Source organism: Kitasatospora paranensis (genome assembly GCF_039544005.1).
GTDB lineage: Bacteria > Actinomycetota > Actinomycetes > Streptomycetales > Streptomycetaceae > Kitasatospora > Kitasatospora paranensis.
The window spans coordinates 8137089-8158810 of the sequence record NZ_BAABKV010000001.1 but is presented as its reverse complement, the minus strand read 5'-3'; the positions used below and the strand labels follow the sequence as shown (position 1 = coordinate 8158810).

Genomic DNA, 21722 nt, shown 5'->3' with positions numbered 1-21722 from the left:
CATAGACCGGTCAAGATTGATATCCAGGCATTCTGTTAACTCAAACGCCCTAATTTACTAAAGCATTACCTAACTTCATGTCGATTCAGTCTCGCCGCGATGCCACCCGCCGGAAGGCCTGGACAACGTTGTCCAAGCGCGTGAGAATCGGCGGGAACGGCCCGGCGGCGCCATGCCCGAAACGCGGCGGGGCTCCCAGCGGTCACCAGCGGAGACATCACAATGAGTTACGAAACGGCCATCGCGGTCGACGAGCTGCCCACCTCTGCCCGGCCTCTGCTCGCGGCCCTGGACATCGGCGGGACGAAGATCGCCGGCGGCCTCGTCGACGCCGACGGCACTCTGCTGCATCACGTCCAGCGGCCCACCCCCGCACGCGAGGACGCCCGCACGGTACTGGCCGCCGTCGAGGCCGTCCTCGACGAACTCGCGCTCCACCCGCTGTGGGCCACCGTCCGCGCCGTCGGCATCGGCAGCGCCGGGCCGGTCGACATCGAGGCCGGCACCGTCAGCCCCGTGAACATCCCTGTCTGGCGCGCCTTCCCGCTGCGCGCACGCGTCGGCGCGCACCCCGCCGTGCGGGAGCTTCCGGTGGTCCTCGGCGGCGACGCGATCGCCATGACCGCGGCCGAGCACTGGCGCGGAGCGGCCCGCCCCTACCGCAACGCGCTGTGCCTGGTCGTCTCCACCGGCGTCGGCGCCGGCCTGATCATCGACGGGCGCCTGCACACCGGCCGGACCGGCAACGCCGGCCACCTCGGCCACATCAGCGTCGACTTCACCGGCCGGCCGTGCCCCTGCGGCTCACGGGGCTGCCTGGAAGGCCTCGCCAGCGGCACCGCCATCGCCCGCACGGCCGCCGAAGCCGGCTGGCAGCCCGCGAACGGCGACGGCTCCGCCACGGCCGTGGCGGAATCGGCCCTGGCCGGAGACCCGCTCGCCCTGCACGCCTTCGACCGCGCCGCCCGGGCCCTCGCCGCCGGGATCGCCGCCACCGCCACCCTCGTCGAGATCGAGGCCGCGGTCATCGGCGGCGGCGTCGCCAAGGCGGGCGAGCTGCTGCTCGGCCCGCTGCGCCGACACCTCGACGCCTACGCGGCCCTCCCCTTCGCCGCCCACACCCTCGTCGTCCCCGCACAGCTCGGGACGGACGCCGGCCTCATCGGCGCCGCCGCCCTCGCCCGGCCCGCCCTCCGTGCGGCTGCCCCGGCGACCACCTGAACGAGCCGACCTCGTTGCGCGGCCGATCGGGCCTCCGGCGCGGGGCCGTCCCGTCACCGGAGCTGCGACGCGGGGCCATCCCGTCACCGGACCTCCGGCGCGGCCCCGTCCCGGTCGGCCGTCAGCCGTCAGCCGTCGTAGCCGAGCCGGCCCGGAACCGGGACAACTGCCCGGCCGCCACCGGGCACACGATCCAGAGGATCCAGCCGTACGTGGTGAGGAAGAAGACGGGGACGGACAGTCCGAAGCCGAGCATCATCCCGTACAGCACCGGGTCCCCCGCCGCGACCAGCCTGGCGGGGATGTCCGGGTCGCGCATGTGCCGCGAGGTCATCCGGCGCTCCATGGCGATCACCGACCCGTGCGCCAGGCACTGCAGCAGGGCGTAGAAGCCGAAACGCAGGCCCACGGTGTCCGTGTCGTCACCCTCGGTCGTGAGGAGCTTCGTGGCGAACGGGTTGAGCACGATGGTCAGCAGCCACCACGAGTTGAGCAGGCGCAGGACCGCGTCGGTGCGTTCGGTCCAGCGGAAGACCCGTTGTGCTGGCCCCAGGCGGCGCCGATCACGGCGAAGCTGATCAGGAAGGCCAGGTAGTGGTCGAGGTCGTCGCCGACCGCCGATCCGAACTCCGCGACCGTCCGCCCCTCGGGCACCGGCAGTTCGAGGGCGAGCAGGGTGATGGCGATCGCCACCACGGCGTCGGAGAAGAAGATCATCCGGTCGGTGGCACGTTCCTCGTATCTCCGCAGCTTCCTCGCCCGCACCGCAGCCTCCTCGCCCGTCCCACCCATCGTCACCGCAGGACCGGCCGCCACGGGCGCTGCGACACGCGCGCGGGTGGGGTCTCGTGCCGGGTGTCCGGGCGGAGGTCCGCAGGTGACGGCGGGCCGGCTCAGAACCACGTGGTCAACCACAGCCTGGCCCGCCAGGAGGCGTACGGGATCGTCTGCCCGGTGTAGATCGGCAGGAAATAGAGGAAGTTCCAGGCGATGAGCAGCACCACCAGGGCGGCGGCCGCCACTCCGCGCAGGCGGCGTCCCTCGGCCGAACCCGGCGGTCCCAGCAGCGCTGCCAGCGTCATCGTCACGGCCAGGCACAGGTAGGGCGCGAACACGACGGCGTAGAAGGAGAAGATCGTCCGGTCCTGGTACAGGAACCAGGGCAGGTACCCGGCACCCACCGCGCACAGGACGGCACCGGCGCGCCAGTCGCGGCGCAGCGCCCACCGGTGGAGCAGGTACACCAGGGCGCAGCATGCCGACCACCACAGGAGCGGCGTGCCCAGGGCGAGGACGGTCTGGGTGCACCCGGCCGCCGCACGGCAGCCGTCCGTCCCCACCTGCGGGAACGCGTAATGGAACAGCACGGGCCGGCCGAGGACGAGCCAGCTCCAGGGGTTCGACTCGTACGGGTGGGGGTGTGCAGCCCGACGTTGAACCGGTAGACCTCGGCCTCGTAGTGCCACAGGCTGCGGAGCGCGGCCGGGATCCAGGGCCAGGCGCTGTCGCGGCCGTCCGCCCAGTGGCGTCCGTAGCCACCGTCGGACAGGAACCAGCCGGTCCAGGTCGCCAGGTAGGTCAGGCCGGCGACCGGGACGAGGGCCAGCACCGATCGGCCGTCCCGGCGCAGGACGGCGAGGTACGGGCGGTGCGCTCCCGCCACCCGGCGGGCGCCGACGTCCCACAGCAGGGTGAGGACGATGAAGAAGGCGAGGAAGTAGAGGCCGTTCCACTTGGTCGAGGCCGACAGCCCGAGGAAGAGGCCGGCGGCGAGCCGCCAGGGGCGTGCCCCTGTCCCGGCGCGGTCGCCGGTCCGTCCGTCCGGTCGTGCCCGGCCCTCCTCGTCGACCGGAAGCGCTGCCGCGAGCCGGGCCCGCGCACGGTCCCGGTCGATGAGCAGGCAGCCGAACGCCGCCAGCGCGAAGACCATGACGACGAGGTCGAGCAGCGCGGTACGGCTCATCACCAGATGCAGGCCGTCCATGGCCAGCAGCGCCCCGGCCACGCAGCCCAGCAGTGTCGAACGGAACAGGCGGCGTCCCGTCCGGCACAGCATCAGCACCGAGAGCGTGCCCAGGGCCGCCGTCATGAAGCGCCAGCCGAACGGGTGGAGGCCGAACATCCACTCGCCGAGGGCGATCACCCACTTGCCCGTCGGCGGGTGCGCGACGAAGGCGCCGGTGTCGGAGAGCGGGATCCCCTGGGGGCGGGCGAGGATCTGCGGGTCGGAGACCAGGCGGTCCGGCCAGCCGGTCTCGTAGCCGTGCTGCAGCAGGGACCAGGCGTCCTTGGCGTAGTAGGTCTCGTCGAACACGACCGCCCGCGGGCTGCCCAGACGCCAGAAGCGGGGCAGTCCTGCGAGGAGCGCCACCAGCAGCGGCCCGCCCCATCCCGACCAGCGGGCCAGGCGGTACGCCGCTGCCGGCGGCAGCCCGAGTGCGCGCCACACCCGGGTGCCGGGTGCGGGGAACGGCACGACCAGGCGGTCGTGCACGGACGGGTGCGGGGGCCCGCCGTACCCGAAGTCGCGCAACTGCCGGGCCCAGGAGATCGCACGGCGGCCCGCCGCCTTCGGCGGCGCGTCGACGGGGGCGGGCATGTCGACGCGGGCGGGCGCGTCACCGACGGCGGGCGCGTCCTCACGGATCACGTGGCGGGCCTTCTGCTCGTGGCGGCGGGCTCCGGTGCGGCATGACGTCCCGGCATCGGCGCCCCCTCGGTGGTGGAGGCGGGACGGACCGTCGCCGGTGCCCGGTCGTCCATCGCCGTCGACGGTGCCGGGGCGGAGGCCGCCGAGGTGACCGGGCGCGGCCTTGGCCCGGTGGGCCCGCCCGCGGCAACGGCGCCGGCCAGGAAGGTCAGCCCGATTCCGAGCCCGGCGACGGTCAGCACCGACCCCGTCACCACCCAGGCCCGGCGGGCCCGTTGCCGGGAGCGGACCCCCGCCCGCAGCCGCTGCCGGTCCCCGGTCCCGTACGGTGTGTCCTCCTCGCCGGCACGCATCAGCCGTGCGAGCTCCCGCTCGAAGTGATCCATCGCTCCCCCTTTCCTTCCTGCGAGGCTCCCTGCTCCGCTCCCTGGGACGGCTCTGCCGGCTCGGCCAGGAGCTGCCGCAGCCGCGCGACGCCACGCGCCGTCAGCGAACGGGCCGTACCGACCGGGCATCCGAGCACCTCCGCGACCTGACGTTCGGGCAGATCCTGGTAGTAGCGCAGCACCACCGCGGCCCGCTGCCGCGCCGGCAGCAACGCCAACACGCCCTCCAGCCGCGTCCGTTCGTCCACGGCCGCGCTCTCGTCCGCCGCTCCGGGCGGGTCGGGCAGCCGCTCGACCGGGTGCTCGCCCCACCAACGGCGCCGCGCCGACCGGGCCGCCGCCCGCACCAGGACCTTGCGCACGTAGGCCTCCGGCGCCTGCCCGGCCACCCTCGGCCAGACGAACCAGAGCTTGACCAGCGCCTCCTGCAGCAGGTCCTCGGCCCGGTGCCGATCGCCACCGGTGAGCAAGCGGGCCAGGTGCAGCAACGCCGACCACCGGGCCGTCACGAACCCGTCGAACCCGTCGAACCTGTCGGCCCGCAACTGCCCTGGCACCCCGCTCCTTTGCCCTCTCGCCGAGGATCGCCCGCGACATCGGCCTCGTGATCGGCCGGCCATCGGGCGCGTCATCGGGCGCGCCATCGGCTGCGCACACCGCCGCAGGGCCGCGGATACGCCCCTGCACCCTCTACAAAGGCCTCGGGCCCCACTCCGCTATGCACCCCCGGCGTGTGGCGTGGATCACAGCATCCGGTTCGGCAGCCCCGGCCTGCCCACCGGCCGCGTCACCTCGGACCGTTGGGCACGGACCGCCCATCCGGCACCCCGGCCTCGTACGGCACGCCCGCCCCCGACTCCGCCGTGTCGAAGGCACGCCGGTCCGCGTCCGCGAGCCAGAAGTAGACCGGCGGCAGGCCCAGTTCGATCACCGCGAGCACAACCTGGAACCACTGCGGCCAGCCGTGCAACCCCAGCGAGAGCAGTCGCCCGAGGCCGCCCAGGAAGAAAACGCCGGCGAGCACGCGGACCGCTGCGGCCGGGACGGGCCGCTGCCGAGCCGCCCAGAGCCAGGCCAGGCCGTAGCCGGCGAAGCTCGCACCCATGAAGCGTCCCCAGCTGTCGATCGTCGTCCCGGCGTGCGCAGCACCGGGGATCGCCGCATTGCCCAGGGCGAAATGGAACAGCCCGATCGCCACGCAGGACCACCCCATGAGCCATAAGAGCACTCGGAGAGTTCTGGCCATGACCCACCACCACCCCGTCTTCTGTCGTCTGTCTTCCGTCTTCCGCCGTCCGGCGTCCACCGCACAAGTTGACAGACATCTACTAGCCCTGGCATCAGAGTAGGCGCCTCAAGTAGACGCGTGTCAAGTAAGCTGACCGCGTGCCACCACCTCGCAAGCGCCTCGGCCCGGCCGAACGTCGAGCCCAACTCCTCTCCGTCGGAGCGCAGTTCTTCGCCGAGTACCCCTACGAGTCCGTGCTGATGGAGGACGTCGCCCGGCGCGCCGGGGTCTCCCGAGCCCTGCTCTACCGTCACTTCCCCAGCAAGCACGCGCTCTTCGCCGCGGTGTACCAGGAGGCGGCGGACCGGCTGCTGGCGGAGACGCGCCTCGACCCGGCCGACTCCCTGCTCGACCAACTCGTCCAGGGCATGGACGTGCACCTGGACTACTTCATCGCCAACCGCAACGCCGTGATCACCGCGAACCGCGTCCTCGCCGGCGACCCGGTCATCCAGACAATCGTGACGGGCGAACTCGACGCCCTCCGCGGCCGTCTGCTCGCCGCCCTCCCACCCGTCGACGACGGCACCCGCAACGCGGTCTCCGCCGTACTGCGCAGCTGGCTGGTCTTCGTCCAGGTCCTCGTCGTCGACTGGCTCACCCAGGAGAGCTGCACCCGCACCGAACTTCGCGACGTCTGCGTCGGCGCCGTCCTCGGCGCCCTGCGCCCCCTGCTCCCGACCCCGATCGAGCCCGCACCGGAAGGCCCCGCCTGAGCAGGGGCTCCTGCCGGTGTCGGCAGGGGCACGGCGCTGGGCAGGGCGGCGGAGGTGTTCGGTGTGAACCCGAGCCGGGCCGGGACGGCGCCGCTCGCACGGTCGGCCGGGTCGGGGACAACCTCGACGCAGTCGATGCCGAGGGGACGGAAGGCCTGTTCACACAGGGCGCGGGTGGCCCGCGTGGCCACGCCGCACCCGCCAAGCGGGCTGCCCGCCGACTCTCGCGACGTCGACGGGCAGCCCCAGCACATCACCGCGTCACGGCCTGATGCACCTCAATCCCGAATTCCGCACCGGAGCCCAGGAGGCGGCGCGGCCCGGGAGTTGCGACCGCTCAGGCGCAGGCAAGCCGCCAGGAGCCGTAGGAGCCGGAGATGTAGGAGCCGCCCTTCTCCAGGCCCACCCGGAAGTAGAAGCAGGCACCCTCGGCGAAGTCCTTGTCGTAGACGTACGCGTTGCCCCAGTCGATGCCGGTGTACCCGCCGGTGTAGTCCTTCGTGGTCTTGGCGTCACTGGTGCTGGCGAGACCCTTGGTGGGGGCCGTGTACTGCAGGCGGACGCCACGGCCGTCCGAACAGGCGTCCAGGAAGCGGAAGGTGTCGCCGTTGGTCGTGAAACCCACATAGCCACAGGTGTCGGCCGACCCCACGAAGTCGTTGATCTCGAGCGCGGAGGCGGGGTTGGCTATGCCGAGAGTGAGGGCGGCGGCGGCCGCGGCGGTCACGGCGATGCGCTTGAACGTGGACATGTCTTCTCCAGTCGAACGCGAGGGAACGTCGTGAACACGACGAATGGCGGCCCCCGTGATCATGGGGCAGGATGATGCCCCATGGAAAGATCATTCAGCAACTTCGCTTCTCCGCACGGACCATGACTGGCAATGAGGTGAGACTCCTCCCCCGCCTCGGGCGAACGCCGCGCCACTTCGCACGACGTCCCACGGTGTGCCACGACTTGACTCGGCCACCTGTACCCGGAAGTCCGTGCACGCGGCCGGAGTAGACTGCGCCGGCATGATCGGAATGGACGCTCGTTTCGTCGGCATCGCCGAGCTGGTCGAGGCCCCGTCCGTGGCGGTCGTGGTCGACGTCATGCGGGCCTTCACCGTGGCTGCCTGGGCGTTCGCCCAGGGGGCGGAGAAGATCGTGCTTGCGGAGTCATCGGACGACGCTCTGGCGCTGAAGACCCGCCACCCGGATTGGGTGGCACTCAAGGACGGTCCGCCCGCGGCCGGGTTCGACCTGGTCAACTCTCCGGGCCTGCTGCGGGCTGCCGACGTTCGCGGACGGACCGTTGTCCAGAAGACCACCGCTGGGACGGTCGGCGCCCTTGCCGTCAAGGATGCACCCTCGTGCTGTGCGCCGGCTTCGTGGTGGCGGAGGCGACCGCTCGGCTCCTGCGCACGCGCAGGCCCGACAGTGTCACGTTCGTGGTCACTGGCGAAGACGGACGGGCCGATGAAGATCTGGCGTGCGCCGAATACATCGCCTGCAGGGCGACAGGCGCCGAGGCGGATGCTTCGGTGTTCCTCCGCCGGGCTGCCGATTCGCGCGCAGCTGCCGAGCTTGCGGAGGGGGTGCGTCAGGGAGTGCATCCTGACGACGTCGAACTCTGCCTGGAACTCGACCGGTTTCCCTTCGCCATGGTGGCGGCCCTGGCGGACTCTCTCATGGTCCTGCGTCCGTGCGCCGTACCTGCACAGGCCGACGACCCCGCGATGTGACGGGCGAGAGCCAACAGCATCCGCGGCGCGTCCCCGACCGGCGCGTCGACAGATGTCCGCGAACATCCGAGCCGGCACAACTCGCATCGGTGGTCGGCCAGGATCCAGGAAGTCGCCGTCCACGGCAAAATGGGGTGACAGATCACCGTCCGGTGGGCATGATCGGGCGGTTGTTCCGTCATGTCCGCCTCCGGAGGCTCGCCACGACCATTCACCGTGAACACGCTCGGGACCTGCCGTGGCCCGCCGCGGACCCCCGCCGGAATGCCTTCGACTGGGATGACGGCGAGGCTGCGCGGCTGACGGCCCTGATCGTCCCCATGGTGCCCTCCGAGGCCGATCGAGCGGCCGATCCGGGCGAGATGTCGGGGTGGCTCTTCACCGCCCGGGTCACCGCGCTGTTGGTGTCCCGGTTCGGAAGATGGGCCTGCGGCTGGGACCATTCGAACCACTTCGGCGGTCCCGTCGAAACCTGGTGCTGCCCCTCGCACTCGGTCGGAGGGGCGGAGGAGACGGCCGCGCGCGTCGTGACCTGCCTGCTCGAGTGGCGTGGCTGGCTGGAGGACATCGCCGAGCGGTTCGAGCAGCTCGCACCGCATCCCGACGCGGACGCCGAGGACCGCAGCTGGCACCTGGAACGCGCGGTGACCCGCCTGGTCACGGTGGTCGTCAACAGCACCCACGCCGACGGAGGGTGGCAGCGGCTCTGCGAGACGACGCTGACCTGGTTCCTCACCTCCACGGGCCTGGGTCCGGACGAGGCCCGGAAGGCGGTGGAGGCCGCCATCGGTGGGCGCTTCCGGAGCCACGTCGTCCCCGCGACGACCTTGGTCGACACGGTGGGCGAGGACCTGGCGATCGGTCTGACCGGCCGCGGGTTCTACCGTGAGCGATGACGCGCTGGCCACCTGGTGCCGCGTCAGGCAGCAGGTCGACTGGTCCGCGGCGGCCGGAGTGGGCCCGACCCCGATGCGCCCTGCCGTGGACGGACTCGCCGCGTGGTTCGACGGCCCGGTCCGTCTCCGCGACTCCGACCGGGCCGACCGACTGCTCGCGGCGATGGCCGAGTCGCGGAGCGCGGCCGCCCGGGGCGAACCGCTCACCCCGACCCTCCTGGCCGACTGGCAGAAGCTGGTCCTCGGGGTGGACGAGGTGCACCTGCGCCGGAGCGACGCCTACGCCAAGGGCGGCCGGGAACGGTACGGGCTCACGCCCCACACCTGGCAGGACTTCGCCGCGTACCTGCGCCAGAGCAACGATCCGTCGCTCCCCCTGCCGGCCCGCGCCGCCAGGGCGTACCTCGACACTGCCTTCTTCCACCCCTACCCGGACGGCAACGCCCGCCTGGCACTGCTGGTCCTCGCCCACGTCCTGGACCGGGAAGGGGTACGCCTGGACGAAGTGGGACCGCTGCAGACCACCCGTTACGCGGACGACCCGGACGGCGCCCTCGACCTGGCGGCTCTGGTCACCGTACTGATCCGCGCCGCGCACCGCCGGGCCACCGCCCAACGCGGGGTCGGCTCCAGGAACGACGCGGTAACCGTCTTCCGACCGGCTCCTTCTGGATACAGGTCAGGCGGCTGCCTCGGCGGACTCCGGTGACGGAGTGTGTCGCCCACGCGAAGAACGCCAGGTGCGCCAGAGGAACACCGGCCAGGCGATCGCCGCCGCCAGACCCCCGACGGCAAAGGCCGTCACCAGCAGGTAGGAGGAGCCGCCTCCCGTGGAGAAGACTCCGCCGGCGGCACCGGAGTCCCGTGCTGCGGCCGTCTCGCCGATTCGCAGGGAGTCCGGTCCGTCGTACAGGAGGACGTCCGTGCGCGCGGCAGTGCCGTCCGCCGCCTTCCAGTCACCGTAGAAGTCGCACGACCCGTGGCTGCAGACCTCCCGGGCGGCAGTGAATGTCCCGATGACTCCGCTGCCGCTCTGCGCCTTCCAGGCCGGCACGAGATCAGGCGCAGCCTTGGCAATTCCGACGAAGGCTATGAAGGGCAGGCCGACCCAGAGGAAGAGCGACATGCGCCAGTGACGCTTTGCGGGGGAATCGATCATGAGGGTGGAGCCTATGAGGTGGGCCCCGTTTCGTAAAACCCTTTCAGTTGCGAAAATCCCCACACAAGGCACATTTCACGGCCGGCATGCATGGCGATGAGACCGGCCTCACTCAGGTACTCCGCCAGAAGGCCGATGCGGCTCCGAAGAACCCTCGTGACCGTGCGCCTGAGAGGACCTCACCAACCGGCCGTACGGGGTCCCGGCTCATGACGGGCTGCCCGGGTGAAGCGGGTGCCCCAGTCGTCGAGCAGCTCGAGCAGCTCGGGCGGCTCGACGACGGAGAAGTCCGCCCCGAGCGCACCGAGGGCCATCGCCGGCCAGTCCAGCGAGTCGGCGGTCATGCGGACGCGGCAGCGCCCGGCCGTGACCTCCTCGACCACGCCCCACCGGCCGATCCGTTCCCGCACGGTCGCGGCCGGGGCGTCCACCACGACCTCGACCCGATGGGGGCGGGGCGCACCGGTCAGTCCGGCCCGGACGAATTCGGCGGCGTCGGCGGCCGGAAGGTCACGCGGCCTGAACCGAGCGCCGGTGCCCCGCGCCGCCGTGAGCCGGTCGAGGCGGAAGGTGCGCCAGTCGTGTCGGCCGAGGTCGTACGCGACCAGGTACCAGCGGCGGTCGAGACAGACGAGCCGATGCGGTTCGACGGTCCGCTCCGTCCCTCGGCCGTCGGCGGCGGTGTAGGCGAAGCCGAGCTGTTCGCTGTCGCGGCAGGCGAGGGCCACCAGGGTGAGCTCGTCCGGATCGACGCCCGCACCGGCCGGCGCGCCCCAGTCCGCGGGAACCGTCACCGCGCGCAGCGCCTCGACCCGTCGTCGCAGCCGGGCCGGCATCACCTGCGCCACCTTCGCCAGCACCCGGACCGAGGCCTCGGCGATGCCCTCCACCGGGCCCTGCGCCGCGGCCTGCAGACCCACGGCGAGGGCGACCGCCTCCTCGTCGTCGATCACCAACGGTGGCAGCGCCGCGCCCGCGGCGAGCTGGTAGCCGCCGTCGACGCCGCGCTGCGCCGCGACCGGATAGCCCAGTTCGCGCAGCCGGTCGATGTCACGCCGCAGGGTGCGGATCGAGATGCCCAGCCGCTCGGCCAGTTCGTCACCCGGCCAGTACCGGTGCGTCTGGAGCAGGGAGAGCAGTCGCAGCGTCCGGGTGCTGGTGTTCGCCATGACTCCGATCCTCCCGCAATTCAGGTCAGAAAGTGACCGCTGTGGCTCCTAGTGTGGAACGTGTCCGGCGGAGGCAGGAAGTCCGACGGAACACCCGGCGAAGCACCCACCGAAGCACCTACCGAAGGCGGAAACCATGAGCGAGTCCCTGACCGTCGACACGTCGACCTCCAACGAGTCGGCCGTCGACGAGGCGGCCACCGACGTGCCGGCCGCGACCGGCGAGCGGGCCGACCTGCTGGTGTCGCTGGCCAAGCAGCGGCACTTCCTGCGCTTCACCACCCGCGACCTCACGGACGAGCAGGCCGGACTGCGCACCACGGTCAGCGAGCTGTGCCTGGGCGGCCTGATCAAGCACGTCACCTCGGTCGAGCGGGCCTGGGCCGGCTTCATCGTCGACGGCCCGTCGGCCATGCCCGATTTCACCTCGTGGACCGAGGCCGACTTCGCCCGTCGGGCCGACGAGTTCCGGCTGCTGCCCGGCGAGACGCTGGCCGGTGTGCTGGCCGACTACGACGAGGTGGCCCGCCGCACGGACGAGTTGGTCGCCACCCTGCCCGACCTGGGTGCCACCCGGCCGCTGCCCAGGGCCCCGTGGTTCGAGGCCGGGGCGGAGTGGTCGGCCCGCCGCGTGCTGATGCACGTCATCGCGGAGACCGCCCAGCACGCCGGCCACGCCGACATCATCCGCGAGTCCATCGACGGCGCCAAGAGCATGGGGTAGCCGACGGGGCGAAAGGTGGCGATCCGCAGGGTGGGATTCGGGCGGCCGGATTGACCGTCACCTTGGGTCACGAAATCCGGGCCCGTGGCGCCGAATTGTCACTCAAACGAACCGGAATTTCGTTGCTTCGTTAACCAACTTGCTTCAGCTGCACGTCAGTTGCACGGAGCGTAGGTTGGAGGGGAACGTTTCGACGAAAGGGGAACGGCACCATGAGTACCCCCATGGACGTGCGCGGGGATTGGGATCTCACGCAGAGCAACGGATTCACCGTCCACATGCAGATCGACGGCGAGGACCCGGACGGGACCTTCAACGGACGGGGCAACATCGACGGCAAGGCCGGCTTCATCGACCTGGCCGACACGCGCGCCACGGACCACGAGATCACCTTCCAGATGGGCGCGGGCCGGTACACCGGGCAGTTCGACTTCCAGGGCCGGCTGACCGGCACCACGGTCGATACCAGCCACCCCACCAGCCAGGCCACCTGGCAGGCGAACAAGCTGTTCGGGAGCATCTAGCCCGTTGCCGGGCTGGCCGCCGCCCGACATCCGAGACCCCTCCGGCGGGGCGGTCCGACGGATCGGGCCGCCCCGCCGTGCCCGGTGTCAGGCCGGGTCGGGCGCTGCCAGGATGCACAGCAGCGAGCACGCCACCGCGGACGACGGTGCGCTGGTGCTGGACTCGGTGCCCGGGGGCGAGTTCTCCGGGACGAAGGTGGCCGAGGCGGTGTTGGTCACGGGCAGGGCGAGCAGGAAGGAGCTGCAGTAGACCTGCCGGGTGGCTCCGGCCGCCAGGTCGAAGGTGCCGGCCGCTGTCCGGCAGGCAGGGGTCACGGCATCGTTGACGGTCACACCGGCGGCGCCCACCGGTCCGGCGTCGGTCACGGTGATCCGCCAGTACGCCGTGCCGAGCAGCCGCAGCAGACCGACGGGACTGATCTTGGCCCAAGGTCCGGCGCCGCCGGGCCCGCAGTCGTGCGGATGGTCCGAGGCGCAGATCTCCTTGACGACCGTCACGTGCGGCCGGCACGCGCTGCCGGGGGCCACGGCGGCGGTGACGGTGTTGGAGGTGAGCGGGCCGGTCGCGTCCGTCCCGGTGGCGGTGTCGGTGAGCCGGGTGGTGGCGCAGTCCGGCGTGACGACCGTGCGGAAGCAGACCTGGGGCGCGTCGCCCTGGTAGGCGACCACCAGGGCGGGGTGGTGGTCGGTGGTGAAGTCGCCGGTGGAGGTCAGCACCAGTTGGACGGCGACGGTGACGGCCGGGTGGTCGACGGCGCTGACGGCGGAGAGGTCCACCGTGCCGGAGGCGGTCAGCGGCGGCTGGGCGAGGACCGTGCCGTCCGGGTCGGCGACGGTCACGTGCGAGGCCGCCAGGTCGACGTGGGCGAGGTCGATGTCGTCCAGGCGCGCCTGGGTGTACGCCTGCACATGACCGGCGGCGCCGTCGCAGTAGAAGGCGGACGGGCGGAGCGTGACGGTGGCCCCGCTGTGCACACAGGGCGAGGCGCCGGACGCGGGGTCGAGGAGAACAGCACCCCGGCGTCGCCGAGGCCGATCAGGCACCGGGTGGTGGCGTCGTAGCTGTAGCCGTAGTCACGGGTGGCACCGCCGTTGACGCCCGGATGGGCCGCGGGCAGCGGGAATCCCGCGCAGGGCGCGGCGTGCGTCCAGTCGTGGCAGACCGTCGCACCGGCGATGCCGCCGTTCCAGACCGGGAAGTAGCTGCGGGTGGTGCCCTCGGAGGTGACCGTCTCGGGGTTGAAGGTGTAGGCCCCGCCGTTGATGCCGGCAAGGCTGCCCGGCGGGGTCAGCGGCGCCCCGGCGACGGTGTAGCAGACCGTGGCGAGGTTCGCGCCGCCCACGGTGGTGGTGCAGACGCCGTCGGCCCGGCCCGCGGTGTCATAGGCGGTGTAGGCGTTGTAGGTGTTGTACGCGGCACCGGGGCCGGCGGGGTGCGGGGTGTCCCAGCCGGGGCAGACGCTCCCGCTCGCCGGGTCGAAGCAGCCAAGTGCGGGCGGTCCGGCGGCGCTGGACCCCGAGGTGAGCGGCGCGGAGGAGGCGAAGACCTTGCCGTCGGCCACGGTCAGCGCACCCTGGTAGAGGCCGCCGGGGTTGCCGGGCAGGTCGTGGTTGGGCGGCACGATCGCCGCGTACGGCTGGCCGGGGCACGGTGTGCGGGACGCCATGGCCAGGCAGAGGACCTGGCCGGTGCTCGCCACGCCGTACAGGTTGCCGCCGACGGCGACCAGGCCCGCCAGGTTGTTGGCGGAGGACGGCGAGGTGCCGGACGCCTCCAGGGCGACGAAGCCGCAGTTCGCCCGGGCGGCGAGATCCAGGCAGCCGACCCCCACGGCGCCCGCCGAGACGCCCGGGTAGTAGACGACCCCGTCCCGGTCCGGGTCCTGGACGTACTGGGGGGTGAGCGGGCTGGAGATGTCACCGGTGTCGCCGGAACCGAGCGGTCCGGGAGTGCTGTTGAGCGGCCGCGGCCACGGGCCGCCGGTGCACGGCTGACCGGTGGTCAGGCTGCTGCACACCACCTTCCGGGCGGCGGCGCCCGCGTGGTGGTAGATGTTCCAGGACTCCACCTCCCCGAGCGCCGTGCGGTGCAGGACGGGCGTGAACCCGTCCCCGCCGGTGGACTGCGCGGTGGGCCGCACCGGCGCGAGCAGCGGCGCCCCCAGGTCGGTGCCGCCCGGACGGGCCGAGGGGTTCTCCGCACGCACCGCGACGGCGGAGCTGCCGGGATCCGTCGCGGAGAAGGTCGATCCGTCGGTGGACCACGACGGCGTCCACCCGGGCGGGGTGCGCAGCGAACCGGGCACGTACGTCTGGGCGGTGCCGGCCCCGCTGATCGTGTCGGTGATCGCGGCGGGGGCGCCCGCCGGGGAGTCGGCCGCGTTGCGGTAGCCGATGGCCCAGTTCACCGTGTCGCCGTGGTCGACGGCGGCGGCACCGGGGTGCGTGATGTCCTGCACCGACTTCGTCAGGGCGGAGCCCGACGTTCCGTCGGGTGCGCCGGAGGCCCGGGCCGGTGTTCCGGCCCCGGTCAGCAGGGCGGCCGTCAGCGGGACGGCCGCGAAGGCTCGCAGGAGGATGGCGGTTCGGGGTGAGAGGAGGCGTGTCCGCATGGATTCCCCACCTTGCTCGTCGGGCGGCCGGCAGGATGCCGGCCTCTGCCCGCTCCCGACGGTAGGGATCGGGGAAATGCCCGGTCGGGAAATCCGAAGAAGTGACGTCCGGCGGGGAGCTCCTCGGTCCCGCCCGGATTCTTCCGGCCACTCCGGGGCCGAAATCGATCGCACGGACGGTCCGATGACGAACATCCTGCCGTACGGTCCGGTGGCGAACATCCTGCCGTGCTGCCGGAGTGGCCGCCGGCCGGGCCGTGCAGGGCGGGCCCGGATCTCGGCGTCAGGCCCAGTCCGGCACCAGCGACGGGCTGCGCAGCTCGACCAGCGCGAGCGTGCCGGGCCGGGGACACGGCGCGGGGCGGTGCAGCCGCAGAGCGGCCGAGACCTGCGCCCGGGCGAATCGCGCTGCCGGGCAGCGGCGTGGCCCGATCCCGAACGGGAGGAACCAGTACGGTCGGGCCGTACCGGCCCAGCGGCCCGGGTCGTAGGAGTCCGGCGACCGCCAGCCCCGGGGGTGACGGTGGATCAGCCAGGGGCTGACGAGCACCAGGTCGCCGACGGTGAAGGGCAGCACGGCGCGCTCCTCGACGACCGCCCGCGCGATCATGAAGCTCGGCGGGTACAGCCGGAGCGCCTCGTCGATCGCCACGGTCGGCGCGTCCGGGGGCACGCCGAGGGAGATCGCGCTGAGGACCGCCGCCGTGGTGCTCCCCCATCCGGCGAGGACCATCGCCCGTAGCTCCTCCGCGATCTGCGCCGAGCTCCAGCCGTCGGCCGCGAGGCGGCGCAGGAAGGCGGAGTCGCCTCCCACGACCAGCCCCGCCACGAACGCCAGCAGATCGTCACGGAGCTCCGCCCCGAGGTCGCCCGCCGCCCCGGCCGGGCGCTCCAGTGCCGCCCAGCTGCGCCGGACGAGAACGCGGAGCCGCGCGCCGTCCACAGCACCGGGGGCTGCCCGGTGACCTGGGCGAGCATCGCCGAGGCCACGGCCTCGGTCAGCCGCTCCCTGGGCGCGGGGAGCGCACCGCCGGGCAGGGTGGCCCGCAGGTGGTCGACGATCTCGTCCGGCCGGCCCGCTGCGGCGCCCATCGCCGCGACCAGCTGGCGTTTGACGCTCCGTACCCGCTCGCCGCGCATGGCTCCGACGCCGCCGAGCAGTCGTTGGGAGTGCGCGGGGCGAGACTTCTGCCCGACCGAGGTCGTGAGGAGGAGCCGGGCCCACGCCAGGTCGCGGACCAGCCATCCGGGCCGCTGCCCGAAGGTGCAGCGGGACAGCGGCTCCGCCGGGTCCGGGCCGTGGAGCCGGATCGCCTCGAACAGATCGGGGCGGTGCGCGAGGGACAGTTCCGGGTAGCCGGTCGGAGTCATGCCGGTGTCCCTTCCTCGGTCGGTCGGTCGGGCCGGTGCCCCGGTCGGTGGGCGCGGCGGCGGGTCAGCGCGGGGGTGCCTCGGGGACGCCGTCGACCTTGAACCGCAGCAGCGTGCGGGCGCTCGGCCGCGCGATGGCCGGGCCGCGATGCAGGGCCGCATGGTTGTCGAAGACCAGCACCCGGGTGGGGGCGACCACGGCCTCGTACCAGCGCGGCACGGCAGCCAGCCGCCGTTCGAGTTCACGTCCGGCCCCGGCGGCCGGGGTGTCACCGCCGAGGAACGCGTCGAGGGCCGGCCGGAACCACCGCGGCACCGTACCGCCGACCGGTGCGTGCAGGGGTTCGAGCCGGGGATAGCGCTCCCGCCAGGAGACGTGCTCCTCCCGCAGGGCCGCCGGGAGTGCGCCCGCGCCCTCCCAGTGCTCGTCGACCAGCGACCAGGGGAGCACTCCGGTGGCCGGCTCGTGCAGAGCCGGGTCCTCCCGGAGCAGGCCCAGCACGCTCCACCGGTTCGGCCGCAGCCAGGGCGTGCTGTCGGTGTGCCAGGCCTGCTCGTAGCGGTCGACGCCGCCGGTCGGCACTTCGGAGACGGGGCCGCCGAGCGTCGTGCCGGCCGGGAGGTCGTAACGGCCGAGGAGGTCCCCGACCATCGACACCACGGCAACGGTGAGCGCCGCCCGGGGAAAGCTGACGGTGGCACTGCGCGCAGGACCGGCCAGTGCCTCGCGCAGATCGGTGCGGAACACCTCGCCGTCGGCCCGCAACCGGGCGAGCAGACCGGTGTCGCGGGCGACGTGCAGGCCCTTGAGCAGCTCCGGGGACGCGGCCGCGGGCCATCCGGTCAGCAGCGGGACGAGGTCGGCCGGCACCGGCAGGTCGGGGACGGCGAGGGGTGTGAACGGCATCGCGGCCCCCGCCTCAGCCGAAGTGACGGGCGAGCAGCTGGCGCACCCGGTCGACGCTCTCCGGGCTCGCCTGGGGCGTGAGGAACACGTCGAGGTCCTCGTCGTGGGTGAGCTCCCCCACGCCCCGGCCAGGGTCTCGGACAGCCCGGTCAGCAGGCTCAGGCCGAGCGAGGGGTAGGCGGAGTCCATGGCGTGCGCGAGGAAGAAGGCGAGGCTGCGCTGGCGCGTCGTGTACGGGTCCCGCTCCCGGTAGTTCTCCAGGCTGAAGTTCGGATGGCAGGCGTCGAGCAGGAGCTTCGGCACCTTCCAGACCGGCATGATCACCCGGTGGGCGCCCAGCGGGCGAACGGGGTACTGCAGCGGCCGGTTGCCGTTCATCACCATGAAGAGCGCCTCGGCGAGCAGGTCCTCCCGGTTGTAGCCGAAGGCGAGGTCCGTCGCGCCGCGTCGGTCGGCCAGGGTCCGCGCCACCCGGAGGATCAGGAAGGTCCCGAAGAAGTGCAGCGCCTCGTGCGTGAAGGCCTCGCGGAAGTCCTCGTACAGCTCGTCGAGGGACGTGCGGATCCCCAGCAGCTCGGCGATGTCGGACGGCTTCAGGACGCGGTGCTCGATTCCCAGATCCTGGCAGAGCAGCCCGGCCCGTACGGCGGCCGCCGGCGAGAAGACCGCGCCGAAGACGAGGGTGAAGGCCATCAGTCTGTCCCGGGGAACGACATCGGCAAGACCGTGGGCGAGCGCATTGCTGTCGCCCCCGCCGGATATTCCGAAAATGCATCCGGACGATGCGATGCCGTACGTGCGGTCGAATTCGCGGACCTGGCCGACAACCAGCCCGCGCGCCTCATCCGCCCCGACCGCCGTGATCACTTCACGGGCCCTGCCGTCCGCACCGGTCCGTACCGAGCGGAATCCGACGCCTTCGGCGGTCCCGTGGGACGCAGCGGGGTCGGTCGGCAGGATCGTGGGGAAGAGCGTGTTGCGGATGGCGCGGACGACCAGTTCGTCGGCGTCCGGAGGCAGGTCGGCCAACCGGGTCGACAGCGGCACGGGCGTGACGTCGCCGCCGCGCAGCACGTACGGCTGGAACATCGTCTCCGGCAGCCGGTTGGCCGCCAGCAGCGCGCCGATCGTCAGGTCCGTCAGGTCCAGCGGACGGGTGCTGAGGACGTCCTCCAACTGGATGGGAAGCCGGTCGGGCACGGGCAGGCTCCTCGGGTCGGGTGTCTCCGCCGGTGGCGCCCCGCGCGGGGCAGTACCCGGCGGTTCGGTCGGGCCGCCGCTGCGCCGGGATCAGACCTGGGCGGTGAGCGCGGAGGCGCAGAGCACGAACTCGACACCCTCTGCCGTCATCCGGTCCATTCCCAGTTCCGGCAGCGTCGAAAAGACGATCTCCACCGCTTGCACGTCGCTCTGCATTTCCCTCGCAGGAGCGGAATCGATGGGCATGAATACCTCCCGAAAGCGCCGTCCGTGCATGACCCGGGAAACCTAGCACAGCGAATTCGACCGGGCCAGGCCCAATGTGACGGCTTTTTCCGGCGAGACGCCGGAGAAGAAATGGAAGGAACGCGGCGGACGGGATTTCGGAAACCGCTGGCGTTCATTCGGAAAGCAGATCGCGCAAGGGACGCGAGGGACGCACGGCCGACAGCGGGGCGGGAGCATCCGCGGCCGGAGCGGCGGGCAGTGCCGGCGCCCGGGCAGCCCGGGGCGGAGGCGGGTGGTCGGCGGTTCGCACCGCCTCCGACTCCGCCTCCCTGGCCGCCGGGTGGGTCAGAGAGTCCCGCGCAGCCGGGCCAGTGCCTCGTTGAGCAGGATCTCGCCGTCCTCCTGGCTCCGGCGCTGCCGGACGTAGCCCAGGTGCGTCATGTACCGGGCGCTGCCCGGGGCGACCGGCACGTCGTCCCGGTCCTGTCCGGCGGGCAGACCGCACCTGGGGCAGTCCCACGTCTCCGGGACCTCTGCCTCGATCGCGAAGCTGGGCTGGGTGTGGTGGCCGTTGCCGCACCAGAACGACACCGCCTTGCGCGGGGCGAGGTCGCCGCGCTCGGCCTCCCCCATCGGCCCCGACCCGATCCGCGAACCCCTGATGCCGCTGCGTCCCTGTGCCACGATCACTCTCCTCAGCCATGATGTCCACGCCTCGGATGTGCATGGGGACGCCCAGCCTACGGCCCCCCGGGGTGCCCGCCGCGCACGGCCTCCCGGGAGGCGCCGTCGTCGGCCTCCCCGCGGGCCTCACGCGCGGGCTCTCCGACCCCCGTGCGAGGCCGGGCCGGGCACCCGCGCCGGACCGGGAACGGCTGCGCTCACGGCTGTTGCCGCAGCCGCCCGATCGCGGTGCCGAGGCCGGGCCCGCTCCCGTCGGGCTGCTGCGGGCCGCTCGCCGGCCGGCGCATTCGTCAGGAGACGAACTGCTGCCCGCCGTCGATGTCGAACGTCGCGCCGGTCACCGCCGAATTGACCATGAGGTGGACGGCCAGGGCCGCCACGTCCGCAGGGCCGACGACACGTCCGATCGGCAGCGTCGCGCGCAACTCGGCGCGGCGTTCCTCGATCCGGTCGCCCAGCAGCGAGGCCGACAGCGGCGTGTCGACGAACCCGGCCGCGATGAGGTTGACGCGCACCGGCGCGAGTTCGAGGGCAAGGGCCGCCGTGAAGGGAGGCAGCGCGTTGGTGGCGGCAGAGGCGACCCCGAGGCCGCGGCCGACGCGCCGTGCGCCGGTGCCGCCCATGAACACCAGGCTGCCCCCGGGTCGGATCCGGCCGACGGCGTGGCGCGCGACCTCGAGCTCGAGCACCGCATGGTCACTGAGCGCGTCGCGCACCTCTTCGGCGCTCATCTCCAGCAGCGGCCCGTAGCTGGGGCCGCCGGCCGTCACCATGACGTGGTCGATCGGATCCGGCAGGTCCTGGAAGAAGGCCGAGAGGGCCGCGGGAACGGTCGCGTCGAAGGCCGCGGTGCGCAGCGCTCCGAGCTCATCGGCCGCGCGCTCCAGCCGACCGGGATCGCGCCCGACGAGGACGACCTCGGCACCCTCCGCCCGGGCACGTCTGGCCGTCTCGAAGCCGATGCCGGCGCTGCCGCCGATGACGACGACAGTCCGGCCGAGCAGTTCGGGGGTACGCACCGGAACGGTCACTGCCGAGCTCCTTCTGTTGTCGTGCCGACCGCCTGCAGGGCTCCCGCCCGCACGACGCGCAGGGCGGAGCCGGTCAGCGTCCGGGCAGGCGCGTCCTGATCTCCTGGAGCAGCCAGCCGTTGCCGTCCGGGTCGCTGAACGACACGAAGGAGCCGTAGTCCGCGTGCTCCGGAGCCGGTCCGTCCACGCGTCCGCGTGTGCCGGCATGGTGGAAGATACCTGTGACGTCGTGGAACACCCTGCTCACAGTCACTCCGCGCTCGACGAGATCGGCGCGGGCCGCGTCGATGTCGCGGACGGAGAGCTGCAGGCCCTGGGTCGAGCCGGGTGGTGCCGAGGTCACGCCCTCGCCGAAGATGATCGAGCACAGGGAGCCCGGCGGGGTGAACTGGACCACCTGATAGCCCTCTTCGACGGTCAGGTCGGCATCCAGCCGCCAGCCCAGCGATCCGTAGAACCGCTTGGCCCTGTCGACGTCGGAGACCGGCAGCACCACCACTTCGAGTCGCATCTCGCCGGCCTCCACCGGCGGCGTTCCACTCGTCCCGGCGGATCTCGCTTCCACGCTGCCCATCTCCGCCTCCAGCGGTCGGTGGCACGGGTTCAGGGCGACGGGGCGGACGGCCCGGAACCGGGAATCGCCCCATGCCATGGAATCCTCCCTCACCGGCACCCGCAAATCGGCGGGAGAGCCGGCGGTACGCCACGACGGAGCGGGCACCCGGATCGGCGTGCGCGCGACCCTCGGTTCCTGCCGATGCCGAAGCCGCGCACGCGGTGACATCCGACGTCATGTGCGGCGGCTCCGAGTGATGTTGACGCCCGGTCATCGGACGGTGCGCGGCTTCCTCAGGCGTGACCGAGCGGCGGACTGCTGCCCGCGCACGCGCCACTGATGATCAGCGGCCTCGTCCCGGCCGCATCAGTACGGCGATCCGCGCCACCAGGATCCCCGCCGCCACCCAGGCACTCCCCCACACGGACGCACCGGTGAGGACACCGGTCGCGGTGCCGGTCGCCCACCCGACGACCACCGCGGCGGCGCCGACGACCGCCAGCACCACCAGGAGCACGGCCAGTGCGCGCGGACTCCCCCACCAGCGGGGGCCGATCCGGTGCCGAACCAGCCTCCGGGCCAGGCGTCGGTCCCGGGCCAGGTCGTCCTCGGCTTCGGCAAGCAGACGCAGTTCACGCTGAGTGAGCACGGGGGCACCTCCCGAACCGGCACGA

The 21722-nt window shown here is 72.5% G+C and carries 23 protein-coding genes and 2 pseudogenes; 7 read left to right on the top strand and 18 right to left on the bottom strand.

Annotated elements, in window-relative coordinates:
• Positions 1-222: 222 nt before the first annotated feature.
• On the top strand, positions 223-1221 hold the full coding sequence (locus ABEB13_RS38825) for an ROK family protein (RefSeq protein WP_345709310.1): 999 nt from the start codon (positions 223-225) through the stop codon (positions 1219-1221).
• Between the two features lie 121 nt (positions 1222-1342).
• Here the strand turns inward: ABEB13_RS38825 and ABEB13_RS38820 are convergent, their stop codons facing one another.
• From ABEB13_RS38820 to ABEB13_RS38795, 6 genes and pseudogenes are all read right to left on the bottom strand, one after another.
• A complete protein-coding gene (locus ABEB13_RS38820) occupies positions 1343-1687 on the bottom strand; it encodes a hypothetical protein (protein WP_345709309.1) in 345 nt (114 codons plus the stop codon).
• 5 nt (positions 1688-1692) lie between these two features.
• The gene (locus ABEB13_RS38815) at positions 1693-1986 is read right to left on the bottom strand and encodes a TMEM175 family protein (RefSeq protein WP_345709308.1); all 294 of its coding nucleotides are present in this window, start codon (positions 1984-1986) and stop codon (positions 1693-1695) included.
• A 128-nt stretch (positions 1987-2114) separates the two neighbouring features.
• Positions 2115-3820: pseudogene (locus ABEB13_RS38810) on the bottom strand (dolichyl-phosphate-mannose--protein mannosyltransferase).
• A 47-nt stretch (positions 3821-3867) separates the two neighbouring features.
• The gene (locus ABEB13_RS38805) at positions 3868-4257 is read right to left on the bottom strand and encodes a hypothetical protein (RefSeq protein ID WP_345709307.1); all 390 of its coding nucleotides are present in this window, start codon (positions 4255-4257) and stop codon (positions 3868-3870) included.
• On the bottom strand, positions 4224-4814 hold the full coding sequence (locus tag ABEB13_RS38800; RefSeq protein WP_345709306.1) for a SigE family RNA polymerase sigma factor: 591 nt from the start codon (positions 4812-4814) through the stop codon (positions 4224-4226). Before ABEB13_RS38800 ends, ABEB13_RS38805 begins: the two co-directional genes overlap by 34 nt.
• 230 nt (positions 4815-5044) lie before the next feature.
• Positions 5045-5503 carry a DUF4345 domain-containing protein gene (locus ABEB13_RS38795; RefSeq protein WP_345709305.1) on the bottom strand — a complete coding sequence of 153 codons (459 nt, stop codon included), beginning with the start codon at positions 5501-5503 and terminating at the stop codon, positions 5045-5047.
• Positions 5504-5643: 140 nt separating this feature from the next.
• Between ABEB13_RS38795 and ABEB13_RS38790 the strand changes: the two genes are divergently transcribed.
• The gene (locus tag ABEB13_RS38790; RefSeq protein WP_345709304.1) at positions 5644-6261 is read left to right on the top strand and encodes a TetR/AcrR family transcriptional regulator; all 618 of its coding nucleotides are present in this window, start codon (positions 5644-5646) and stop codon (positions 6259-6261) included.
• A 337-nt stretch (positions 6262-6598) separates the two neighbouring features.
• Here the strand turns inward: ABEB13_RS38790 and ABEB13_RS38780 are convergent, their stop codons facing one another.
• Complete coding sequence (locus ABEB13_RS38780; RefSeq protein ID WP_345709303.1) at positions 6599-7012, bottom strand: hypothetical protein; 414 nt, start codon at positions 7010-7012, stop codon at positions 6599-6601.
• Positions 7013-7286: 274 nt separating this feature from the next.
• On the opposite strand from ABEB13_RS38780, the pseudogene ABEB13_RS38775 reads away from it, so the two are divergent.
• The 3 genes and pseudogenes from ABEB13_RS38775 to ABEB13_RS38765 all read left to right on the top strand — a co-directional run bounded on the left by ABEB13_RS38775 (position 7287) and on the right by ABEB13_RS38765 (position 9592).
• Positions 7287-7987 (top strand): annotated as a pseudogene (locus ABEB13_RS38775) (2-phosphosulfolactate phosphatase).
• 89 nt (positions 7988-8076) lie between these two features.
• Positions 8077-8883: a hypothetical protein gene (locus ABEB13_RS38770; RefSeq protein ID WP_345709302.1), complete on the top strand. Its 807-nt coding sequence runs from the start codon at positions 8077-8079 to the stop codon at positions 8881-8883.
• On the top strand, positions 8873-9592 hold the full coding sequence (locus ABEB13_RS38765) for a Fic family protein (RefSeq protein WP_345709301.1): 720 nt from the start codon (positions 8873-8875) through the stop codon (positions 9590-9592). The genes ABEB13_RS38770 and ABEB13_RS38765 overlap by 11 nt, the downstream gene beginning before the upstream one ends.
• Here ABEB13_RS38765 and ABEB13_RS38760 read toward each other — a convergent pair.
• Together ABEB13_RS38760 and ABEB13_RS38755 are read right to left on the bottom strand one after the other, a co-directional pair.
• Positions 9563-10042 (bottom strand): hypothetical protein, encoded by a 480-nt coding sequence (locus tag ABEB13_RS38760; RefSeq protein ID WP_345709300.1) that lies wholly within the window; start codon positions 10040-10042, stop codon positions 9563-9565. The genes ABEB13_RS38765 and ABEB13_RS38760 overlap by 30 nt on opposite strands.
• A 179-nt stretch (positions 10043-10221) precedes the next feature.
• Positions 10222-11211, bottom strand: a complete 990-nt coding sequence (locus tag ABEB13_RS38755) for a helix-turn-helix transcriptional regulator (protein WP_345709299.1) — start codon at positions 11209-11211, stop codon at positions 10222-10224.
• Between the two features lie 136 nt (positions 11212-11347).
• Here ABEB13_RS38755 and ABEB13_RS38750 point away from each other — a divergent pair, with 136 nt between their 5' ends.
• Positions 11348-11935 (top strand): DinB family protein, encoded by a 588-nt coding sequence (locus ABEB13_RS38750; RefSeq protein WP_345709298.1) that lies wholly within the window; start codon positions 11348-11350, stop codon positions 11933-11935.
• Between the two features lie 212 nt (positions 11936-12147).
• Positions 12148-12459: a hypothetical protein gene (locus tag ABEB13_RS38745; protein WP_345709297.1), complete on the top strand. Its 312-nt coding sequence runs from the start codon at positions 12148-12150 to the stop codon at positions 12457-12459.
• Positions 12460-12546: 87 nt separating this feature from the next.
• Here the strand turns inward: ABEB13_RS38745 and ABEB13_RS38740 are convergent, their stop codons facing one another.
• The 9 genes from ABEB13_RS38740 to ABEB13_RS38700 all read right to left on the bottom strand — a co-directional run bounded on the left by ABEB13_RS38740 (position 12547) and on the right by ABEB13_RS38700 (position 21697).
• A complete protein-coding gene (locus ABEB13_RS38740; RefSeq protein ID WP_345709296.1) occupies positions 12547-13368 on the bottom strand; it encodes a DUF7617 domain-containing protein in 822 nt (273 codons plus the stop codon).
• Positions 13296-15071 (bottom strand): hypothetical protein, encoded by a 1776-nt coding sequence (locus ABEB13_RS38735; protein WP_345709295.1) that lies wholly within the window; start codon positions 15069-15071, stop codon positions 13296-13298. The genes ABEB13_RS38740 and ABEB13_RS38735 overlap by 73 nt, the downstream gene beginning before the upstream one ends.
• A 283-nt stretch (positions 15072-15354) precedes the next feature.
• Positions 15355-16014 carry a cytochrome P450 gene (locus ABEB13_RS38730; RefSeq protein ID WP_345709294.1) on the bottom strand — a complete coding sequence of 220 codons (660 nt, stop codon included), beginning with the start codon at positions 16012-16014 and terminating at the stop codon, positions 15355-15357.
• A gap of 492 nt (positions 16015-16506) precedes the next feature.
• Positions 16507-18549 (bottom strand): hypothetical protein, encoded by a 2043-nt coding sequence (locus tag ABEB13_RS38725; protein WP_345709293.1) that lies wholly within the window; start codon positions 18547-18549, stop codon positions 16507-16509.
• A 90-nt stretch (positions 18550-18639) separates the two neighbouring features.
• The gene (locus tag ABEB13_RS38720) at positions 18640-18795 is read right to left on the bottom strand and encodes a hypothetical protein (protein WP_345709292.1); all 156 of its coding nucleotides are present in this window, start codon (positions 18793-18795) and stop codon (positions 18640-18642) included.
• A 327-nt stretch (positions 18796-19122) separates the two neighbouring features.
• The gene (locus ABEB13_RS38715; protein WP_345709291.1) at positions 19123-19461 is read right to left on the bottom strand and encodes an RNA polymerase-binding protein RbpA; all 339 of its coding nucleotides are present in this window, start codon (positions 19459-19461) and stop codon (positions 19123-19125) included.
• A gap of 290 nt (positions 19462-19751) precedes the next feature.
• Entirely contained in the window at positions 19752-20492 is a 741-nt protein-coding gene (locus ABEB13_RS38710; protein ID WP_345709290.1) for an SDR family oxidoreductase, read from the bottom strand.
• Between the two features lie 73 nt (positions 20493-20565).
• Positions 20566-21003 carry a VOC family protein gene (locus ABEB13_RS38705; RefSeq protein ID WP_345709975.1) on the bottom strand — a complete coding sequence of 146 codons (438 nt, stop codon included), beginning with the start codon at positions 21001-21003 and terminating at the stop codon, positions 20566-20568.
• A gap of 388 nt (positions 21004-21391) precedes the next feature.
• Positions 21392-21697 carry a DUF3040 domain-containing protein gene (locus ABEB13_RS38700; protein WP_345709289.1) on the bottom strand — a complete coding sequence of 102 codons (306 nt, stop codon included), beginning with the start codon at positions 21695-21697 and terminating at the stop codon, positions 21392-21394.
• Positions 21698-21722 lie beyond the last annotated feature (25 nt).

What these genes read in the sequence shown, in the direction of transcription:
- ABEB13_RS38760 (WP_345709300.1), bottom strand. Translation starts at nt 10,042, where the DNA reads ATGATCGATTCCCCCGCAAAGCGTCACTGGCGCATGTCGCTCTTCCTC.
- ABEB13_RS38705 (WP_345709975.1), bottom strand. Translation starts at nt 21,003, where the DNA reads ATGCGACTCGAAGTGGTGGTGCTGCCGGTCTCCGACGTCGACAGGGCC.
- ABEB13_RS38825 (WP_345709310.1), top strand. Translation starts at nt 223, where the DNA reads ATGAGTTACGAAACGGCCATCGCGGTCGACGAGCTGCCCACCTCTGCC.
- ABEB13_RS38805 (WP_345709307.1), bottom strand. Translation starts at nt 4,257, where the DNA reads ATGGATCACTTCGAGCGGGAGCTCGCACGGCTGATGCGTGCCGGCGAG.
- ABEB13_RS38735 (WP_345709295.1), bottom strand. Translation starts at nt 15,071, where the DNA reads ATGCGGACACGCCTCCTCTCACCCCGAACCGCCATCCTCCTGCGAGCC.
- ABEB13_RS38780 (WP_345709303.1), bottom strand. Translation starts at nt 7,012, where the DNA reads ATGTCCACGTTCAAGCGCATCGCCGTGACCGCCGCGGCCGCCGCCGCC.
- ABEB13_RS38745 (WP_345709297.1), top strand. Translation starts at nt 12,148, where the DNA reads ATGAGTACCCCCATGGACGTGCGCGGGGATTGGGATCTCACGCAGAGC.
- ABEB13_RS38795 (WP_345709305.1), bottom strand. Translation starts at nt 5,503, where the DNA reads ATGGCCAGAACTCTCCGAGTGCTCTTATGGCTCATGGGGTGGTCCTGC.
- ABEB13_RS38750 (WP_345709298.1), top strand. Translation starts at nt 11,348, where the DNA reads ATGAGCGAGTCCCTGACCGTCGACACGTCGACCTCCAACGAGTCGGCC.
- ABEB13_RS38720 (WP_345709292.1), bottom strand. Translation starts at nt 18,795, where the DNA reads ATGCCCATCGATTCCGCTCCTGCGAGGGAAATGCAGAGCGACGTGCAA.
- ABEB13_RS38755 (WP_345709299.1), bottom strand. Translation starts at nt 11,211, where the DNA reads ATGGCGAACACCAGCACCCGGACGCTGCGACTGCTCTCCCTGCTCCAG.